At 63.0% G+C, this 15,636-nt stretch carries 17 protein-coding genes; 4 read left to right on the top strand and 13 right to left on the bottom strand.

Annotated elements, in window-relative coordinates:
- The first annotated feature begins 10 nt into the window (after window positions 1-10).
- Complete coding sequence (locus tag ACFWAD_RS03420; protein ID WP_378541381.1) at window positions 11-844, top strand: NmrA family NAD(P)-binding protein; 834 nt, start codon at window positions 11-13, stop codon at window positions 842-844.
- Window positions 845-850: 6 nt separating this feature from the next.
- Here ACFWAD_RS03420 and ACFWAD_RS03425 read toward each other — a convergent pair whose 3' ends face one another.
- The 5 genes from ACFWAD_RS03425 to ACFWAD_RS03445 are packed head-to-tail and all read right to left on the bottom strand — an operon-like array spanning window position 851 to window position 5,275.
- Complete coding sequence (locus ACFWAD_RS03425) at window positions 851-1,861, bottom strand: YdcF family protein (protein ID WP_378530082.1); 1,011 nt, start codon at window positions 1,859-1,861, stop codon at window positions 851-853.
- Window positions 1,862-1,886: 25 nt separating this feature from the next.
- Window positions 1,887-2,693, bottom strand: coding sequence for an ABC transporter ATP-binding protein (locus ACFWAD_RS03430; RefSeq protein WP_378541383.1), 807 nt, complete (start codon window positions 2,691-2,693; stop codon window positions 1,887-1,889).
- Window positions 2,693-3,475 carry an ABC transporter permease gene (locus ACFWAD_RS03435; RefSeq protein WP_378532687.1) on the bottom strand — a complete coding sequence of 261 codons (783 nt, stop codon included), beginning with the start codon at window positions 3,473-3,475 and terminating at the stop codon, window positions 2,693-2,695. The genes ACFWAD_RS03430 and ACFWAD_RS03435 overlap by 1 nt, the downstream gene beginning before the upstream one ends.
- 2 nt (window positions 3,476-3,477) lie before the next feature.
- Complete coding sequence (locus ACFWAD_RS03440; RefSeq protein ID WP_378541385.1) at window positions 3,478-4,260, bottom strand: ABC transporter permease; 783 nt, start codon at window positions 4,258-4,260, stop codon at window positions 3,478-3,480.
- 10 nt (window positions 4,261-4,270) lie between these two features.
- On the bottom strand, window positions 4,271-5,275 hold the full coding sequence (locus ACFWAD_RS03445) for an ABC transporter substrate-binding protein (protein ID WP_378530088.1): 1,005 nt from the start codon (window positions 5,273-5,275) through the stop codon (window positions 4,271-4,273).
- Between the two features lie 195 nt (window positions 5,276-5,470).
- Between ACFWAD_RS03445 and ACFWAD_RS03450 the strand changes: the two genes are divergently transcribed.
- The 3 genes from ACFWAD_RS03450 to ACFWAD_RS03460 are packed head-to-tail and all read left to right on the top strand — an operon-like array spanning window position 5,471 to window position 7,492.
- Entirely contained in the window at window positions 5,471-6,253 is a 783-nt protein-coding gene (locus ACFWAD_RS03450) for an IclR family transcriptional regulator (RefSeq protein WP_019746079.1), read from the top strand.
- Window positions 6,250-7,062, top strand: a complete 813-nt coding sequence (locus tag ACFWAD_RS03455) for an alpha/beta fold hydrolase (protein WP_378541388.1) — start codon at window positions 6,250-6,252, stop codon at window positions 7,060-7,062. Before ACFWAD_RS03450 ends, ACFWAD_RS03455 begins: the two co-directional genes overlap by 4 nt.
- 43 nt (window positions 7,063-7,105) lie before the next feature.
- Entirely contained in the window at window positions 7,106-7,492 is a 387-nt protein-coding gene (locus tag ACFWAD_RS03460) for a RidA family protein (RefSeq protein WP_003946047.1), read from the top strand.
- Window positions 7,493-7,505: 13 nt separating this feature from the next.
- Here the strand turns inward: ACFWAD_RS03460 and ACFWAD_RS03465 are convergent, their stop codons facing one another.
- The 8 genes from ACFWAD_RS03465 to ACFWAD_RS03500 form a co-directional block, all read right to left on the bottom strand.
- Window positions 7,506-8,756 carry a reverse transcriptase family protein gene (locus tag ACFWAD_RS03465; RefSeq protein WP_378541390.1) on the bottom strand — a complete coding sequence of 417 codons (1,251 nt, stop codon included), beginning with the start codon at window positions 8,754-8,756 and terminating at the stop codon, window positions 7,506-7,508.
- Between the two features lie 227 nt (window positions 8,757-8,983).
- Window positions 8,984-9,925, bottom strand: a complete 942-nt coding sequence (locus tag ACFWAD_RS03470; RefSeq protein ID WP_378541392.1) for an ABC transporter substrate-binding protein — start codon at window positions 9,923-9,925, stop codon at window positions 8,984-8,986.
- Between the two features lie 41 nt (window positions 9,926-9,966).
- Entirely contained in the window at window positions 9,967-10,674 is a 708-nt protein-coding gene (locus tag ACFWAD_RS03475; RefSeq protein ID WP_378541394.1) for a class II aldolase/adducin family protein, read from the bottom strand.
- Complete coding sequence (locus tag ACFWAD_RS03480; protein ID WP_378541396.1) at window positions 10,671-11,825, bottom strand: LLM class flavin-dependent oxidoreductase; 1,155 nt, start codon at window positions 11,823-11,825, stop codon at window positions 10,671-10,673. The genes ACFWAD_RS03475 and ACFWAD_RS03480 overlap by 4 nt, the downstream gene beginning before the upstream one ends.
- Window positions 11,822-12,913 carry an LLM class flavin-dependent oxidoreductase gene (locus ACFWAD_RS03485; protein ID WP_378541398.1) on the bottom strand — a complete coding sequence of 364 codons (1,092 nt, stop codon included), beginning with the start codon at window positions 12,911-12,913 and terminating at the stop codon, window positions 11,822-11,824. The genes ACFWAD_RS03480 and ACFWAD_RS03485 overlap by 4 nt, the downstream gene beginning before the upstream one ends.
- Window positions 12,910-13,953, bottom strand: coding sequence for an ABC transporter substrate-binding protein (locus ACFWAD_RS03490; protein WP_378541400.1), 1,044 nt, complete (start codon window positions 13,951-13,953; stop codon window positions 12,910-12,912). Before ACFWAD_RS03490 ends, ACFWAD_RS03485 begins: the two co-directional genes overlap by 4 nt.
- On the bottom strand, window positions 13,937-14,779 hold the full coding sequence (locus ACFWAD_RS03495) for an ABC transporter ATP-binding protein (protein WP_378541402.1): 843 nt from the start codon (window positions 14,777-14,779) through the stop codon (window positions 13,937-13,939). Before ACFWAD_RS03495 ends, ACFWAD_RS03490 begins: the two co-directional genes overlap by 17 nt.
- Entirely contained in the window at window positions 14,776-15,633 is an 858-nt protein-coding gene (locus tag ACFWAD_RS03500) for an ABC transporter permease (RefSeq protein WP_378448484.1), read from the bottom strand. Before ACFWAD_RS03500 ends, ACFWAD_RS03495 begins: the two co-directional genes overlap by 4 nt.
- Window positions 15,634-15,636: the final 3 nt, after the last annotated feature.

Raw genomic sequence — 15,636 nt, forward strand, 5'->3', positions numbered from 1 at the left:
GAAAACTCTCATGGAGAACGGAATTGCTCGCGGCGCCGACATTGCGGTGATCGGCGCCGCGGGTAAGACCGGTGAGGCAGTTGTCGCAGCACTTCCGCCGAGCGTGACAGTTCGGCGACTGGTGCGGAAGGCGCGTGTCGACGGCGACTTCGAGGTAGAACTGGAAACCGGAAGCGGACTGCGCAAGGCGCTCGCCGGATGCCGGGGCGTGTATTTCATCGCCCCCAACGTCCATCCCGACGAGCCGGCACTTCTTCGCAATGCGCTGACGGCAGCGGCTTCGGCGGGAGTGGAGCACTTTGTCTATCACTCCGTCGCGTGGCCGTTCAGCCCGTCCATGCCGCATCACCTGGACAAAGCCAAGTGTGAGGACGAACTGCATCGCTCCCCGCTGAAGTGGACTGTGTTGCAGCCGTGTGCGTATGCCGAGAACTTCGAGGCGGTACTCACTGGTCGATCCGAGACCATCGTCTTGCCGTACAGCGCGGACACGAAATTCTCGTTCGTGAGTTTGGCGGACGTGGCGGCCGTTGCCGCTGTCGTACTGAGCGAGGGCCCGGGTGAGCATCACGGAGCGACGTACGAAGTGGGCGGCCCTGAAGCTCTGAGCGTCATGGAGGTGGCACAGATGGTGGAGAAGCAGACCTCACGGACCGTCGCGATAGATCAGATCAGCGTGGATCAATGGCGCGAACGGATCGGCAACGACCTCGACGTCAACGCCAGCTCGCGTCTGGCCGCGATGTTCGACTTCTACAACCATCATGACTTCCTCGCCGGCAGTGCGGCCGTCGAACTGCTGTTGGGTCGCCGACCGACGGGAATCGAGAGCCTGATTCGGTGAACCTTGCTACGAAATGCCTCCTGCCGCCCAGACCACCAGCGGAGGTAGGGCGGCCAGGATCAGGCAGACCGTTCCGTTGAGCCACTTGTGCTCCACCGTGACGGCGGCGAACTCGCGCAGAATGGCGCTCGGTAGGTAGTAACGGGCGGTGTGGGAACCGATGACTTCCGCATCCAACCCGAGGCTTCGGGCAAACGTCGCGGTTCGAAGGATGTGGAAGTTGCTGGTGACCAGAACCATTCGAGGGTCCGTGGTGTCGGCGCGGAGGAGGTCCCGCGTGTACTCGAGGTTCTCGAGCGTGGTGGTCGAGCGGTCCTCGAGCATCACGTTCTCGCGCGGGATTCCGTGATCGACGAGGTAGGCGCACATTGCCTCCGCCTCGCTGACGATCTCGTCCGAACCCTTCCCACCGCTGACGACCAACAGCGGTGAACGTCCTTCGCGGACCTCGGCACGAAAGACGTCCGCAGCCTTGTCCAGACGACTGGCAAGCAGGGGCGTCACGTCGGTGCCCGAAAGCCCGGCGCCGTGCACCACTATCGCGTCCATCCCGGGCTGGTACTTCTGGCGTCCGTAGACGTAGGAGTAGAGCAGAAAACTCGTGAACAAGAACCCCAGGTACGACGCGACAAGACTGAATGATCCGAGAACGACTGCGAGCCAATACCTCTGCGTCAGCAACGCGGATGCGAGCAGCACATAGGGAACGAGCAGTCCGAGGCCGGCGACGAGGGAGAGCAGATTTGCGACGCTGAATCCCTCGCGCCGCAGCATCGTGACCCCGTTGACGATCAGGAACCCGGCGAGCAGGAGCACCAGCAACGGCGAGAGCAGAGCGATCGTCGCGATCACGAACGACGGGACCTCGGTTCCCGGCGCACCCGACTGCAACATCCAGAGGCCGGTGAAGATCAGTCCCAGAAGTAGATAGACACCGTTGCTCAGCCTCCGCCTGTCCTGTCTGAACCGGTAGCCGCAGAAGCCGAGCAGCGCGAGGCCGATGAGGAGAAGGATCACGGAGCCAGCCTAGGCGAGGCGCCTACTACACGGGCGCCACCACCTTCGACTGCTGGATCGACGTCAGCACTCTGGTGCGGGCCTCGATGAACAGTGGGTCCGCTTTGGTGGTCAGTTGATCTCGCGCACCGGTCAACGGAACGTCGACGATGTCCTGCATCAACGCCGGGGTTCCGCCGAGGACGACCACCCGGTCCGACAGGTACACCGATTCGTCGACGTCGTGGGTGACCAGGAGGACAGTGATGCCAAGATCACGTTGAAGGGTGAGCAGCAGGTCCTCGAGTTCCGCGCGGGTCTGCGCATCGACCGACGCAAAGGGTTCGTCCATGAGAAGTACCTGCGGTCGATAGGCGAGAGCGCGAGCTATCGCCACTCTCTGCTGCATTCCGCCGGACAACTGCCAAGGGTACGAACGCGCAGCACCTTCCAGACCGACGACGGTGAGTGCCTCGGTTACCCTCTCGTCCTGAACCTTGCGTGCCAGGCCGTTGCCCCGCAGCGGCAGGCGAACGTTCTCGCCCACTCGAAGCCAGGGCATCAGTGTGCGTCCGTAATCTTGCGACACGAGCGCAAGAGTGGCGGGCGGAGCGTCGATTGCGATCCCGGCGATGCGGACCTCACCCGTAGTCGGCTTCTGCAGACCGGCGATGCAACGAATCAACGTGCTCTTGCCGATTCCGGAATGTCCGACGATGCAGACGATTTCTCCCGGTGCAACCGAAAGATCGATCCCGCGAAGCACTTCGCGACCGGTAGGTCCGCCGTAGGTCACTCCGAGGCCGTTCAGTTCGACTGCGGGGGTGGATGCCGCAGATTCTGTGGATGACATCAGTTTCCTTTCACTGCGAGTGCGCCGTGGGTCCGAGGCTGCCATCTGAGCAACCATCGTTCGATCACGCCGTAGCCGACGTTGAGCACGTATCCGATGATTCCGAGCAGGAGGATTCCGGACCACATGTCTGCGATGGCAAAGGTCTGTTGCGCGACGATCACGAAGTGGCCGATTCCCGCAGTGGAGACATACATTTCGCTGCCGACCATGATGACGACACCGATCGCGAGACTGGTACGGATACCGACCGTTATCTGAGGCATCGCTCCGGGGAGGAGTACCTGCGTGACCAGCAGGGGTGTTCGGATGCGATAGCTGCGCGCTACCAATCGAATACTCGGGTCGATGGAGCGAATGCCGTCGAGGGTGTTGAGGAGTATCGGCCAGACCGCGCCGAAAGCGATGGCGGCGACGTTGCCCGAAGAACCTGTGCCGAAGACGATGAACAGGGCCGGCAGTACGGCCAGTGCGGGTATGGCACGGAAGAATTGGAGAAACGGATCGGCGATGTCTGCAGCCAGTGGAAACAGTGCAAGAAGAAGGCCGGCCCCGATGCCGAGCACCAGTGCTACGGCGAGACCGAAGCCGAGATTGGTCAGGCTGGGCACTACATCGCGTGCAAATCCTGCCCCGAACCAGTTGTCCACAAATGCTTTCCAGATTCGTGACAGCGGCGGAAAGTACGGAGACTTACTCGACGCGGATCCGAAGTACCACACGACGACGATCAAGATCGGCAACCACAGCTCCCACGCGAGGAGTCGAATCCCGGACATCATTCTCACGTCGTCATCCTCCTCGGGATGTAATGCCAAGCAAGTAAACGATTCTCGATTGCCATCACAGCGAAGGCGAGCAGCATGCCGAGTACTCCGGCGACGATGATCAGTGCGAACATTCGATCGGGAACGGATTGGCTCAGCAGGATTTCCTTACCGAGTCCGGGAACGCCGGCAATCAGTTCGGCGCCGATGGTCAGTAGCAAACTCAGTGTTGCCGAGATACGAATTCCCGTGAAGATGTACGGCATCGACGCGGGTGCAACTACGAGAGCAAGTCTGCGCCACAGGGGAAGCCGGAAGGATCGTGCGGTGGCAAGTAGTTCCGGATCGACGTTGCGGACACCGTGGATTGTCTGGAGCAGGATCGGCCACACGCTCACCGCCACGATCAGCGCCACCGCCATACGTTGTGTCGGGCCCATGATCAAAAGAAAGAGCGGGATGATCGCGAGCGGAGGCACGGTCCGGCAGAAGTCGATGACGAAGCGGGAAGAGACTGTCAGAAACGGGTGCGCGGCAAGCAGCAGTCCTGCCGGGATACCGATCACCAGACACAGGGCCAATCCGATGGCGGTTGTGGTCAAGGTCTGTCCCAATGACGTCCACAGCGAGGACGTGCTGAGCTCGTCCACGAACGCCACTGCCACGGCACTGAACTTCGGAACACCCTTGACGTTCTCGTCGCCCAGCATTCCGAAGACCTGCCAGGCGGCTGCCAACGCGAAGAGCGTCAGCAGCCGTCCGAGCAGTACCTGCCTGCGGCGTGTTTTCGGGGTTGTCAAGGCAGACAACTCAGTTGGCCGGAGTCAGCAAGGAATCGCTGTCAACCGACTCCGTCAGGACCCCGTACTTGACCAGCAGTTCGATCTCCGTGCCGAGTGCGCCCGGTTCTACTACTGCGACGAACTGAGGATTCTTGCTGTTGGCCAGCATTTCGAGCGGAATCTTGGCTTGTGTCGAGAGTGCAGCCTTGACCGCGCCCGGGTTCTGATTGGCGTAGTCAACTGATTTGGCAAGCGCCGTACGGAATTTCGCGAGTGAGTCCGGGTTCGCATTGACAAACGATTCCGAAGCGACCAGCGAGGTCCCCGGAACACCGGGTGCGGCCAAGGGGAAGGGGTGGCCGAGGATCTTCAGCCCCGAGTCGGTTGCTTTACTCAGGAACGGATCGATGAGGAATGCCGCGTCGGCCCCGCCGGTGGAAACCAGGTCGCCGAGGTTGGGCATGGGCGCCTGAATGAACGAGACCTTGTTCGCTGCTCCGCCGGATTTCTCCACCGCGGCAGAGATGACTGCTTCGCTGACGGACTTCAAACCGCTGATCGCGACGGTCTTGCCTTCGAGGTCACGGAAGCCGCTGATGGAACTGTCCTTGGCGACCACGAGACCGGACTGGTCGACGCTGTCATTCGCGGCAAAATTCGTGAGCCCGCCGACAATGGTGACGGGCATGTTCTGGCTGCGTGCCTGAATTGCGGCAGCGGCAGTCGTGGCTGCCATATCTGCATTTCCGCTGAGCAGCAACGGAATCTGAGCCGAGGAGCTCGCCCCACCCTCGACCAGTTGAATGTCGAGTCCCTCGTCGGTGAAGAATCCCTGCTCCATACCCAGCCAGATCGGTGCGAAGTCCGCGATCGGTTGAGGCGCGATACGAATCGTGGTCGTCTGGGTGCCCCCGTCGTCGGAGGCCGTGGCGTCGCTCGAACAGCCTGTCAGTGCCAAAGCAGCCGTCGCGACCGCCGCCAGGGCAACAACTCTGAACCGTGGTGTCGACCGAAGGGTATGTCCAACCGTCATGTCCGAAAGCCTCTCGCTGGGAAAGATAGGACTTCCTTGCCGGGAGTCCGGTGGGAAGGTGAAGACGCTCAAAGAATTCCGTACGCCGGAACGATTGTTGTGACTATAGTAATTTCCTAGGCGAATGCCAAGGGTTTTCCAAGAACACGAGATTTCGGATCGCCGGGTACTCACACGGCACCGGGAGGGGATCGGATGACGAAGGGTTCTGCGTCCGCCGTCGACAAAGCGCTGGATCTGCTCGAGGCCATCGCGCGCTCGACCACGCCGATGAAGCTCAGTGAACTGGCAGAAGAAGTCGGGATGCTCCGCCCGACTGCGCACCGAGTGCTCGGAGAACTCGCGAACCGTGGTTGGGTCTTCCGCTACGACGGTCGCTATCTCCCCGGCCCGGCTGCACTGCAGGTTTCCCACGAAGCGGCAGCGCATTCGTTGGCGGCCTTGTGCGATCCGACCATGCGGGTGCTGTCCGAGAGCACGGACATGATGGTGAATCTGCAGGTTCTCGAGAGCGGCGGCACGCGGATCATCGCGGCGCTGCGTCCCGAGCGACTCAAGATGATCACTCGGATGCTCGGGGATCTGCTTCCGCCGCACCGGTTCGCGGGTCCGCTCGCATTGGTGGCGGCACTCGAGGACAACACCCGGGCGCCCTACCTGGCGATGGTGGAGAAGAGTGGCTATCCACTCGAAGGCCCCACCGGGTTCCTCGCCGACATCGCCGAGACGCAGAAAACCGGATTCGCCGTTGTCCACAAACGATCTCAGGACATCATCGGTTCGGTCTCGCGTGCAGTGTCTTCCCGCAAGGGGTCTCCGCTCTGTGCGTTGACGGTGATCGGTTTCGATACCGACTTCGATGCGAAAACGACGCGCATGGTCGAAGAACACCTGCTGCGGGCCACCGATGAAGTGCAGCAACTCCTCACTGACCACACTTCGGGCAAGCGCCCGTCCGACACAGGAGAAGAAGGATGATTTCACGGACCGAGGGCTTCATCACCGTCGCAGACGGCGAACGGGTCTGGTACGAGACTGCCGGCGAGGGCCCGGATCTGATCCTCACGCACGGACTCGGCGGAAATGCGGCCGTCTGGTACCAGCAGGTGCCCTACTTCGCTCAGCACTATCGGGTGATCAGCTGGGATCAGCGAGGATTCGGCCGCTCTACCAACGAGAACGGCAACCACGGCCCGGTAGCGGCAGTCTCGGATCTGATCGAAATCATGGACCTGTTGGCGGTTGATCGAGCGCACGTGGTCGGCCAGTCGATGGGCGGTTGGGCCGCATTGGGGACCGCGATCGCTGTTCCGGACCGGGTGGAGTCGGTAGTGCTGGCCTGCACGACCGGCGGCATTCCCGTCGGATTCGGTCCGGACAGCGCACCTCCCCTCACCGCAGCACCCGTCACCGCGCGGCCCCTGGGGGAGCATCCCGCTGTGGGCGGACGGTTGCCGAGCTTGGACATGGCGAGGGCATACCTGTACCAAGCTCTCGGCACCTTCGGCCATCGCCCACCTGACACCGAGTTCTTCCGAATTCTCAAGGCCCACAACTATTCGGTGGCCGAACTCGCGGCGGTGGCTGCGCCGGTTCTCCTGATCGCAGGTGAGCTGGACGATTTGATGACACCCGAGCGGATTCGCGGCGCCGCCGAGTTCCTGCCTCACGCAGAAGTGGTCGAGCTTGCCGACCGCGGCCACTCCCCCTACTTCGAGGACCCACAGGCGTGGAACGAGTTGGTGGCGCACTTCCTGGCCGACGTTCGTGCCCGTCCAGTGCGCTGAAATCGCCCACTCGCCAAGCATATTCCACTTCCGAGGAGACCTAATGGATTCATCTCAGACCGTCGAGTTCATCCCACCCGCTTTCGACACACCGTTCTCCACCGGAGTGCGCGTCGGAGACGTTCTGTATCTGTCGGGTCAGATCGGCATGCTCCCAGACGGGACCTTGGCCGACGGCTTCGAAGCGCAGGCCCGCCAGACCATGGAGAACATCGTCGCTTCGTTGATCGCCTACGGATCCGGTGTCGAAGCGATCTTCAAATGCACTGTCATGCTTGACGACATGTCTCGTTGGCAGGAGTTCAACAAGGTCTACCTCGAGTATTTCCCGGCGTCGAGACTGCCGGCCCGCAGTGCGTTCGGAACAGACGGACTGGCGCTGGGTGCGCACATGGAAGTCGAATGCATGGCGTACACCCCGCGGGTCTGACTGCTCGCGCGCACTAGTCGTCCCAATCCACACGTTCAGCCAGGCGCAGCAATGTGCGTCGGCGTGTAGTGCTGGTTTCGCCGATGTGCGCGATCCGGCCGTAGACGTGAGCCCGAAAGTTCTCGATTCCGTCCCGATTCTGTTCCTGCGCAGACGTACTAGCGGCATTGTGAAGCAGGGCGCGCAGACGATCGTAATCGTCACGCGGATACGACGGTTGGTCGTTGATCACCAGTCCGGTGAGGTGTTGGCGTCGATGAGGGCGCATCACCTTGGTCTTTCGCGGATGGACGGCAAACCCTTCGTCCCTGGCGATCTGCTTAACCGTCCACAGGAGGGTGCCGACGTCTGCCACTTCGATACCGGAGAAGGCGAGGTCGTCGGCATATCGGGTGTAGGTGAGCCAGTTCGCTTGTGCGAGCCCGCTCAACCGGATGTCGAGTTTGCGCGCGACGAGATTCGCCAGTGCAGGCGAAGTGGGCGCACCCTGAGGCAGATGCGCGGTTCGTAGCTGCGACGCCTGTGCGTACGGCAGACCGCGCAGGGTAACGGCAGGTGTTGCGACGGTGCATAATCCGGTGAGAGCTCCTGCCACTGCGGGTGGATACCCGAGGGCGGCGAAGATCGCGTGGACTCGCTCACCGGTGATCGACGGGAAGAACTGTGCGAGGTCCACACCGATCACGATTTCCGACTGTGCGTGCGGCGCTGCAAAAGTCAGCGGACTTCGACCACGGACAAACCCGTGGGCCGCGTCGTGTGCGGGCACCTGATCGAGTATGCGGCGCAATATCTTCCGTTGGATTTCGCGCAACCGGGGTTTCGGTACCTCGAGGAGGCGAGCGCCTGCCTTCTTGCTGATCTGCATCGGCCGGTAGTGGCGTAGCGGTAGGGGTTTCGTACGCAGCCACTCCCCGCGGTCGGCAAACCACTCGAGTTCGGAGATCGTCAGATCGAGTGAACGCGCCAGATCCGCACTGGTGTTGTAGCGGGGGACGTCGAACCGCCACACCGAGGATTCGTTGGTGTCGAGTGAGACCGGGACTGGTCGAAGCCGCGGCAGTTCGCGTAGCAATTGGTACAGGGTCTGTGGTTCGAACGGTGGGGCCGGCATGAGGTCGAGCACTCGGACGGCGAGCGAAGTCGCTGAGACACCGTGGACCGTTCCGAATGCATCTTCGAGCCCACCGAGAGTCCATGGAGCGTCAGCGGCTGCAACTGCCAGGAGTCGCGCCAACTCGGGATCGAGTTCGAAGTCACGCATGATTCGAGCCCGGGATGCGGCGGCATGAGGTGACCAAATCCTTTGTCCGGAGCGGCGGCAAGCACGCGGAGCGTGCCGAGCGCCGGTGGACGCAGTATCCAATTCTTCTGGCCGACCCAGGGGTTACCCCTGAGACTGGTCGCGTGGACCAACTCTCACCCACACGCCGCCGCATCACTTCACAATGGCAGACCGTTCGGTATCTGTCACCTGCCAGGTGCAGGCTCTCAGATCGACGAACGGTCCGAACCGACGAACTCGCTGATCCACGGCACTACTGCTTCCCGAACGGTGACCGCCTGCGGCAGTAGTCCGTTGTTCAGCAGGAGATCGGCCGCGCGCTGCTGCTCGTCGAGGAATTCTTCGGTGACGGCGTTTACACCGAATGGACGTCCGCGCAGTGCGGCTTCCCAGGCGTCGAGGCTTGCGGACCCGCCACGCTTCTCGACGTCGTCGACAAAGATCTGTGCGGCTTCACGGGGGTTGGCTTCGATCCAGGCGTCGGATTCCTGCAGAGCCTCGATGACCGCCTGAAGCGCCTCCGGGTTGGTGTCGGCGAAGTCGCGCCGGGTGAACCACAGTGACGGGTGGCTGAAGAGTCCGTCGGTGGCGATCAGCGTGCGCAGTTCGTGGTTCGCTTCGATGTCCGTCAACCCCGGGTAAGCACCCACCCAGGCGTCGATGGTGCCGTCGACGAGGTCCGCTCCACCGCCGCGGACGTCGGTGTCGACGGGGACGATGTCGGACCACGTCAGTCCCGCCTGATCCAGGGCGAACAACAGAAGTGTGGTCTGCCACGATCCGTGCGCGATGCCGACTCGCTTGCCGCGCAGGTCATCTACCGACTTGATCTCGGAATCGGCCTTGACCACCAGGCGCCCGTTCTCCACGCGGGGACCGGAGATTCCGATGTAGACGAGGTCGCGGCCCTGGGCCAGTCCGGTGACGGGCGGCGTGAAGCCGGTTCCGATGACGTCGTATCCGCCCTCCTCGAACAGCCAGTCCGAGTGCAGGGTCGGCAACGCGTTCTCCGGGTTCACCGCGGGCTTGGCGGGAAGCTCACGCAGGTCCACCCACTCGACGTCGGGGAGACGGCGTTCGAGGATTCCGGTGTGGCGCAGAACGAACAGCGAATTGTTGTGTGGGAAGTATCCGACGCGAACGGTCATGGGATCTACGGTTTCCTGTTCTGAATCTGTGATGGGGGTGGTTAGATGAGGCCGCGTCGACGCGCCTCGTCGGCGAGTCCGCTACGCCCCCACTGGACGGTGAGGTTGGACGGATCGAATTCGACCGAGCCGCCGAGGGATTCGGCGATCGCCTGGAATTGTGCACCTTCCTCGAGGAGGACGACGAACTTCGCGAGGTCGAGCAACCCACTGCGGCCGATGACGTTGACCCCGCCGTTGGCTTCGAAGATCGCGACGAGATCGGGGTCGTGTTCGAGGCGCTCGAGGATGAACTCGCCGGCAGATCGTGACCGATCGATGTGCGGCGGAATCTCTCGGGAGAGAGTCAACCTCTGCGAAGCCGCGTAGCGAATCGGCAGTGTCCGATGTGTCTGTGCCCAACCGCCGAGCCACGGGGTGTGGATGTGGACGACGCTGGTGATCTCCGGATGCTGACGGAACACGGACGCATACCCGGTGACAAAACCGGCCGATCCCGTACCGGACAGCACCTCACCGTCGAAGGTGGCGACCACTGGTGACACCGATGGGTCATCCGCCCATGGTCCCGGATCGTTCAAGGCGACTGCAATTTCGGTGTCCGGCACGCGTTCGACGAAGTTGACGGTCCCGTTGGCCGCAACCGTTCCGGTCTTGCGGAAGACGTCGAAAGCCTTGTCGGCTGCTCTACGTGCTTCCTCGACAAATGCTGCGGTGTCGGCATCGAGACGGGTTTCGGTGGTGGTCATCGGGTCTCCAGTCCAGAAGGTGTGATCGGGGTGCGCTGCAGAAGAGGTAGAACTTCTTCGCCGACGCGGTAGGCCTCTTCGAGGTGCGGGTTACCGGCGAGAATGAAGGCGTCGACGCCCAGTTCGCGCAACTCGTCAAGTCTTTCGGCGACCTGCTCGTAGCTACCGACCAGACCGAACGCCGGTCCGCCGCGGATCAGGCTGAAACCGCACCACACGTTGGGCTGCACTTCCAGATCCCGGTAGCCGGTGATGTGTTCGGGCACCCAGCCTTTGATGCGGGCAGCGCCAACCGAATCACCCTGCGCTGCACGATCGGCAGCGCCCTTGTCGACGAAGGCCCAACCCTTCTCGATCTCGGCCCATGCAGCTTCCTCGGTGTGCCGGGCGACGACGTCGATGCGCACGGCGAACTTCGGGGTGCGTCCGAGTTTGGCCGAGTTCTCCCGCACACCGTCGATCTTGGATCTCAAGTCGGCGTACGGCTCCAGCCAGGAAAGGTAGTAGTCGGAGTGCAGTCCGGCGGCGGCGACGGCTGCAGCCGACGATCCGGAGAAGTACACCTCGGGAAACGGCTGGCCGGCAAGTCCGGGTGGCAGTGCGGCGCCCTGGGTTTGGAAGAAGCGACCGTCGAAGTCGAAAGGTTCGCCGTCCCAGACACCTTTGAGGACATCGAGGAACTCGGACGTCCTGGTGTAGCGGTCGTCGTGGTCGACCTTGTCGCCCCACCACAGCTGAGGCGCTCCGCCTCCGCCACTGATGATGTTGTAGACCAGACGTCCGCCGGTTGCGCGCTGCAGACTGGCCGACATTCGCGCGGCCTGCACCGGGTGAAGGAACCCCGGTTGGAACGCGACCATGAATCGGTACGTGGTGGTCTCGGCGGCCAGCGCTGCTGCGGTCGCCCACGGATCCTCGGTCATCGGGAAGGACGGCAGCAGTCCACCGAGAAAGCCGGCGGACTCGGAAGCCTTTGCCACCGCGGCCATGTGGTCGATGTAGCTGTAGCCGTCCAACTCGCCGCCGCGGATCGCGGGAGCGATGTTGCCCGGCCCGTAGCCACCGGCGTCGCCGCGGTTGTAGCGGCGCGGGGTGCGCAGCGACGCATGATCGCCCTCCATCCCGATCCGCCAATAGAAATCGATGCTCATGCGGTGGCCTTCTCTTCTTTACGGATCCGACCCTCGGGATCGACCAGGTGCAGGAGATGCTCGCCCGCCCGGTGCAGCTCTTCGATGTGTGGCCGACCTGTCAAGACGAAGCCGTCCACGCCGAGATCGCGATACGACGACAGTCGCTGTGCCACTTCCTCGTAGCTTCCGACGAGTCCGATGCTGTGCTCGTAGCCGATGCGGTCGAATCCGGACCAGAGGATGCCGCCACGCTCGACTGCGGTTGTGTCGGAATGAGCTTCTCTCAGTTGTCGTTCGACGCGAGCCCAGGCTTCGTCGGCTGTCTCCCGCGCGATGATCGGGATGCGCAGGACCTTGTCGACTGTCCTGCCGAGTTCGGACGCTCGGTCGTCGAGGGCGGTGATCCGCGTCGACAACTCGTCACCGGCGAGGGTGAACTGATGGACGTCGCCATGGTGGGCGGACAGTTCCAGAGCTTCCGGAGAGTCGCCGGTCAGATGCACTCGGGGAAAAGGGAGTCCGGACAAGATGCCTCGGAATCCGCCGCCGAGTACGTCGTAGTACTCGCCGTCGAAGTCGTAGCCGGTGCCGCCGAATCCACCTGGCAGAATCTGTTCCTCGTTCCACACACCGCGTGCGACGGTCAGAAACTCCGCGGCGCGCGCGTAGCGGTTGGCTCCTCGAACCGCATCACCGCGAGCGGTGGCATCGTCGGCGTCTGTGTCGACCTTCACGCGCCACTCGAGACGACCTGCCGACAGACGCTGAAGTGTCGCAGACATTTTGGCGGCATAGACTGGAGTGCCGAAAGTAGAGTGAAACTCCACGACCACTCGCGAATGACGCGTCTGACGCAGTGCTGCGGCAGCAACGATCCAGGATTCTTCTCCGCTCGGATCGTACGGTGCGACTACCCCGTCGACGCCCGACAGTTCGGCTGCGAGAACGATCTGCGCCAGTTCGTCGAAGGGCCCGAAGTTTCCGGGGCGAACATCGGTCGCGATGGTGGCGGGGCGTTGCGCGCCGAAGCCGCCGCGACTGTTGAGCGCGGCCACCGCCCGGCGTCCGTCACCGCGCGAGGGCAGCTCCCAGTAGACGTCCGTCATTCTGCTGCGCCCTTCTGAGCAGCGACAAGTGCGCGTGCGTGTTCCAGGGGTTCGTGCGCCACCCACGACTGCAGGTCGAAGTCGGCGGCGAGGAAGCCGTGCGCGTACAGGAATTGCTTCTGCACGCCGAGCAGGTCCACACGCTCGTCCGACAGGCTCAAGTGCAGTCCGGTGTGGAAGTTCTCGCCGTACGCTGCCACCACACCTTCGGGCCCCGACTGTGTTTCGGTCTGCAGCACAGCCCGGACCTCGTCGATGTTGGCTGCCGCCCAGTCCGCCGCCCTCAGGCTCTCGGCGAGGAAACCGACAACGATGTCCGGACGCTGTTCGAGTAGATCGGCGTGAACCGTGATCGGGCGTGGAGTGCCGTTGTTGACGCGATCACGCAGGGAAGCAGTGGAATCGAGATCGACGGCCACCGCGAGGCCGTGTTCGCGGGCAACTTCCTGGGCGCGGGCTCCCTTGACGTAGATGGCGTCGACGTCGCCGCGTAGCAGGGATTCGACGCCCCACGTCGTGTTGCGACTGGAGGAGGCAGTACGGACCTCCGGGGCTGCCGTCGTTGCTACCTCGACGAGCGTGACGTCGGCAAAACTCAACCCGCCCAGCCGAAGTGCCGAGGCGAAGCCGTGCAGAGCCATGGCGCGAGGAAAGCTCCTGGCCTGGTCCGCTGCCCAGGCCGGGATTCCGATCCGAGCGCCGGCCAGCAGTCCTGCTTCTCGGATTTCGGAGTCTCCGCGCACCAGGATCGCCTGGGCCTCGTCGATCCAGGTGAGTCCGATCAGCCTGGTCGGTGAACCACCGGCACGCGCGGCCAGCGCGGGGACGTTGCCGCCTTCGCGAATGAGTCCGGAGAGTTGGTGGTCGAAATGGCGCACTGCCAACTCCGGTCCCGCATCTTGCAGGACGCCGAAACGCACTCCGGCTTCGTTTGCCGTCCGGTCGAGCCAACCGAGGCTGTTGGCGAGACCGCTTGCGGTGGGAACGGGGCAGCGGGTGTACCAGAGTGTGTCGATTGCGGAATCAGCGATCAATGTCATGACTGTCCTGTCCGTCGGGGAAGGTGCGGCCGACGCCGAGTTCCTTCAGGAAACTCGCTCGGTAGCGCAAAGATTCGGGATCGTTCCGATCGCGGGGACGTGGCAGGTCGATGTCGACGTCCACGGCAAACCCACCCTTGTCGAGAATGAGCACGCGGTCGGCAAGTCGTACGGCTTCGTCGACGTCGTGAGTGACGAGCAATACCGCGGGACGGTGACGCGCGACCAGATCGCCTACCAGGTCTTGCATTTGGAGCCGCGTCAGAGCGTCGAGCGCGGCAAAGGGTTCGTCGAGTAACAGCAGTTCAGGTTCGCGGACGAGGGCACGAGCCAATGCGACGCGTTGGGCCTCGCCGCCGGAGAGGGTGGCAGGCCAGGCGCGGTGCTTGTCCGCGAGGTTGACCTCGGAGAGTGCGTTGCGGGCGTTGTCGGTCACCTGACGTGACCGCTTCTGTCCCACTGTGACATTGGCCAGAACTCGCTTCGACGGTATCAATCGCGGTTCTTGGTAGACGACCGTGCGGTCGCGCGGGACCAGCACCTCACCGCTGTCCGGTGCTTCCAATCCGGAGAGCACTCGCAGCAGTGTCGTCTTGCCGGTGCCGCTGGGACCGAGGAGGACGACGAACTCACCGCGCGTGATCTCGAGGTCGATACCACCCAGAACAGTCTTGTCGCCGAACGACTTACGCACTCCGGTGAGCGAGACCGCTACCGGTGATCCGGCCCGTCGCTCGGCCGCGGTGGTGCCGGTCCGCTCACGGGTTGCCAACGGCGGCAGAGGTGCTTCGGCGGATGGAAGCGAGCCGATGGTTGTATTCGTCATCGTGCCACCGACAATCTCCGCCACGGCATGGAGTACCGCTCGATCAGTCTGACGATTGCATCGAATATCAGACCCAGTGCCGCGTACATGACGATGCACAGAACCATGTAGTCGGTGCGGTTGTATTCCTGCGCCAGGGTGACCAGATATCCGATGCCCTCACGGGTGCCGACCTGCTCTGCTGCGATCAATCCGGTGATGCTGAGCGACAGGCAGATTCGAAGCCCCATCAGAACGCCGGGGAGGGCGGTCGGAAGAATTGCCCCGAAGACCAGTCGCCAACCGGTCAGGCCGAAACCCTGTGCCGCTTCCACCATCTTGCGATCGACTCCGCGAACTCCCAGGTAGGTGTACGCGTACATCGGGGCGACGGTCGCGACGGCGATCAGTACCACCTTGAAAGTTTCGTCGATACCGAACCAGGCGATGAACAACGGAACGAGCGCGAGGAACGGCACCGCGCGGTTGATCTGCATGGTGGAGTCGATCAGCTCTTCACCGAGCGAGGAGAGACCGGACAGAACCCCGAGCACCAATCCCACGATCACACCGACCGAAACACCGAGCGCAGCACGTTGAAGCGACGCGAGACCGAAGTCGACCAACTGGCCCGACTCGTACAGCTCGGCGAAAGCCGTCCACACCGCCGGAGGTCCGGCCAGGATCTCTTCGCGGATCAGCCCGGTAGCCGACCCGATCCACCATCCGGCAACCAGCAGCGCGGGCACGAGGAAGCGGAGGGGGATCGAGACCCACTTGGGCCTGCTGCGATTGCGCCGGTAGCGCGGCGTCTCGAGTTGCGGATGCTCCACTGACGGCGACGCAGTTCGTGCGGGCCGGGTCAGCGTCACCATCGG

This window comes from Rhodococcus sp. NPDC059969 (assembly GCF_042738325.1).
Lineage (GTDB): Bacteria > Actinomycetota > Actinomycetes > Mycobacteriales > Mycobacteriaceae > Rhodococcus_F.

Excerpts from the sequence above, each read along its gene's own strand:
- ACFWAD_RS03420 (WP_378541381.1), top strand. The coding sequence starts at position 11 with ATGGAGAACGGAATTGCTCGCGGCGCCGACATTGCGGTGATCGGCGCC.
- ACFWAD_RS03430 (WP_378541383.1), bottom strand. The coding sequence starts at position 2,693 with ATGTCATCCACAGAATCTGCGGCATCCACCCCCGCAGTCGAACTGAAC.
- ACFWAD_RS03435 (WP_378532687.1), bottom strand. The coding sequence starts at position 3,475 with ATGATGTCCGGGATTCGACTCCTCGCGTGGGAGCTGTGGTTGCCGATC.
- ACFWAD_RS03445 (WP_378530088.1), bottom strand. The coding sequence starts at position 5,275 with ATGACGGTTGGACATACCCTTCGGTCGACACCACGGTTCAGAGTTGTT.
- ACFWAD_RS03450 (WP_019746079.1), top strand. The coding sequence starts at position 5,471 with ATGACGAAGGGTTCTGCGTCCGCCGTCGACAAAGCGCTGGATCTGCTC.
- ACFWAD_RS03455 (WP_378541388.1), top strand. The coding sequence starts at position 6,250 with ATGATTTCACGGACCGAGGGCTTCATCACCGTCGCAGACGGCGAACGG.
- ACFWAD_RS03460 (WP_003946047.1), top strand. The coding sequence starts at position 7,106 with ATGGATTCATCTCAGACCGTCGAGTTCATCCCACCCGCTTTCGACACA.
- ACFWAD_RS03465 (WP_378541390.1), bottom strand. The coding sequence starts at position 8,756 with ATGCGTGACTTCGAACTCGATCCCGAGTTGGCGCGACTCCTGGCAGTT.
- ACFWAD_RS03470 (WP_378541392.1), bottom strand. The coding sequence starts at position 9,925 with ATGACCGTTCGCGTCGGATACTTCCCACACAACAATTCGCTGTTCGTT.
- ACFWAD_RS03475 (WP_378541394.1), bottom strand. The coding sequence starts at position 10,674 with ATGACCACCACCGAAACCCGTCTCGATGCCGACACCGCAGCATTTGTC.
- ACFWAD_RS03480 (WP_378541396.1), bottom strand. The coding sequence starts at position 11,825 with ATGAGCATCGATTTCTATTGGCGGATCGGGATGGAGGGCGATCATGCG.
- ACFWAD_RS03485 (WP_378541398.1), bottom strand. The coding sequence starts at position 12,913 with ATGACGGACGTCTACTGGGAGCTGCCCTCGCGCGGTGACGGACGCCGG.
- ACFWAD_RS03490 (WP_378541400.1), bottom strand. The coding sequence starts at position 13,953 with ATGACATTGATCGCTGATTCCGCAATCGACACACTCTGGTACACCCGC.
- ACFWAD_RS03495 (WP_378541402.1), bottom strand. The coding sequence starts at position 14,779 with ATGACGAATACAACCATCGGCTCGCTTCCATCCGCCGAAGCACCTCTG.
- ACFWAD_RS03500 (WP_378448484.1), bottom strand. The coding sequence starts at position 15,633 with ATGGTGACGCTGACCCGGCCCGCACGAACTGCGTCGCCGTCAGTGGAG.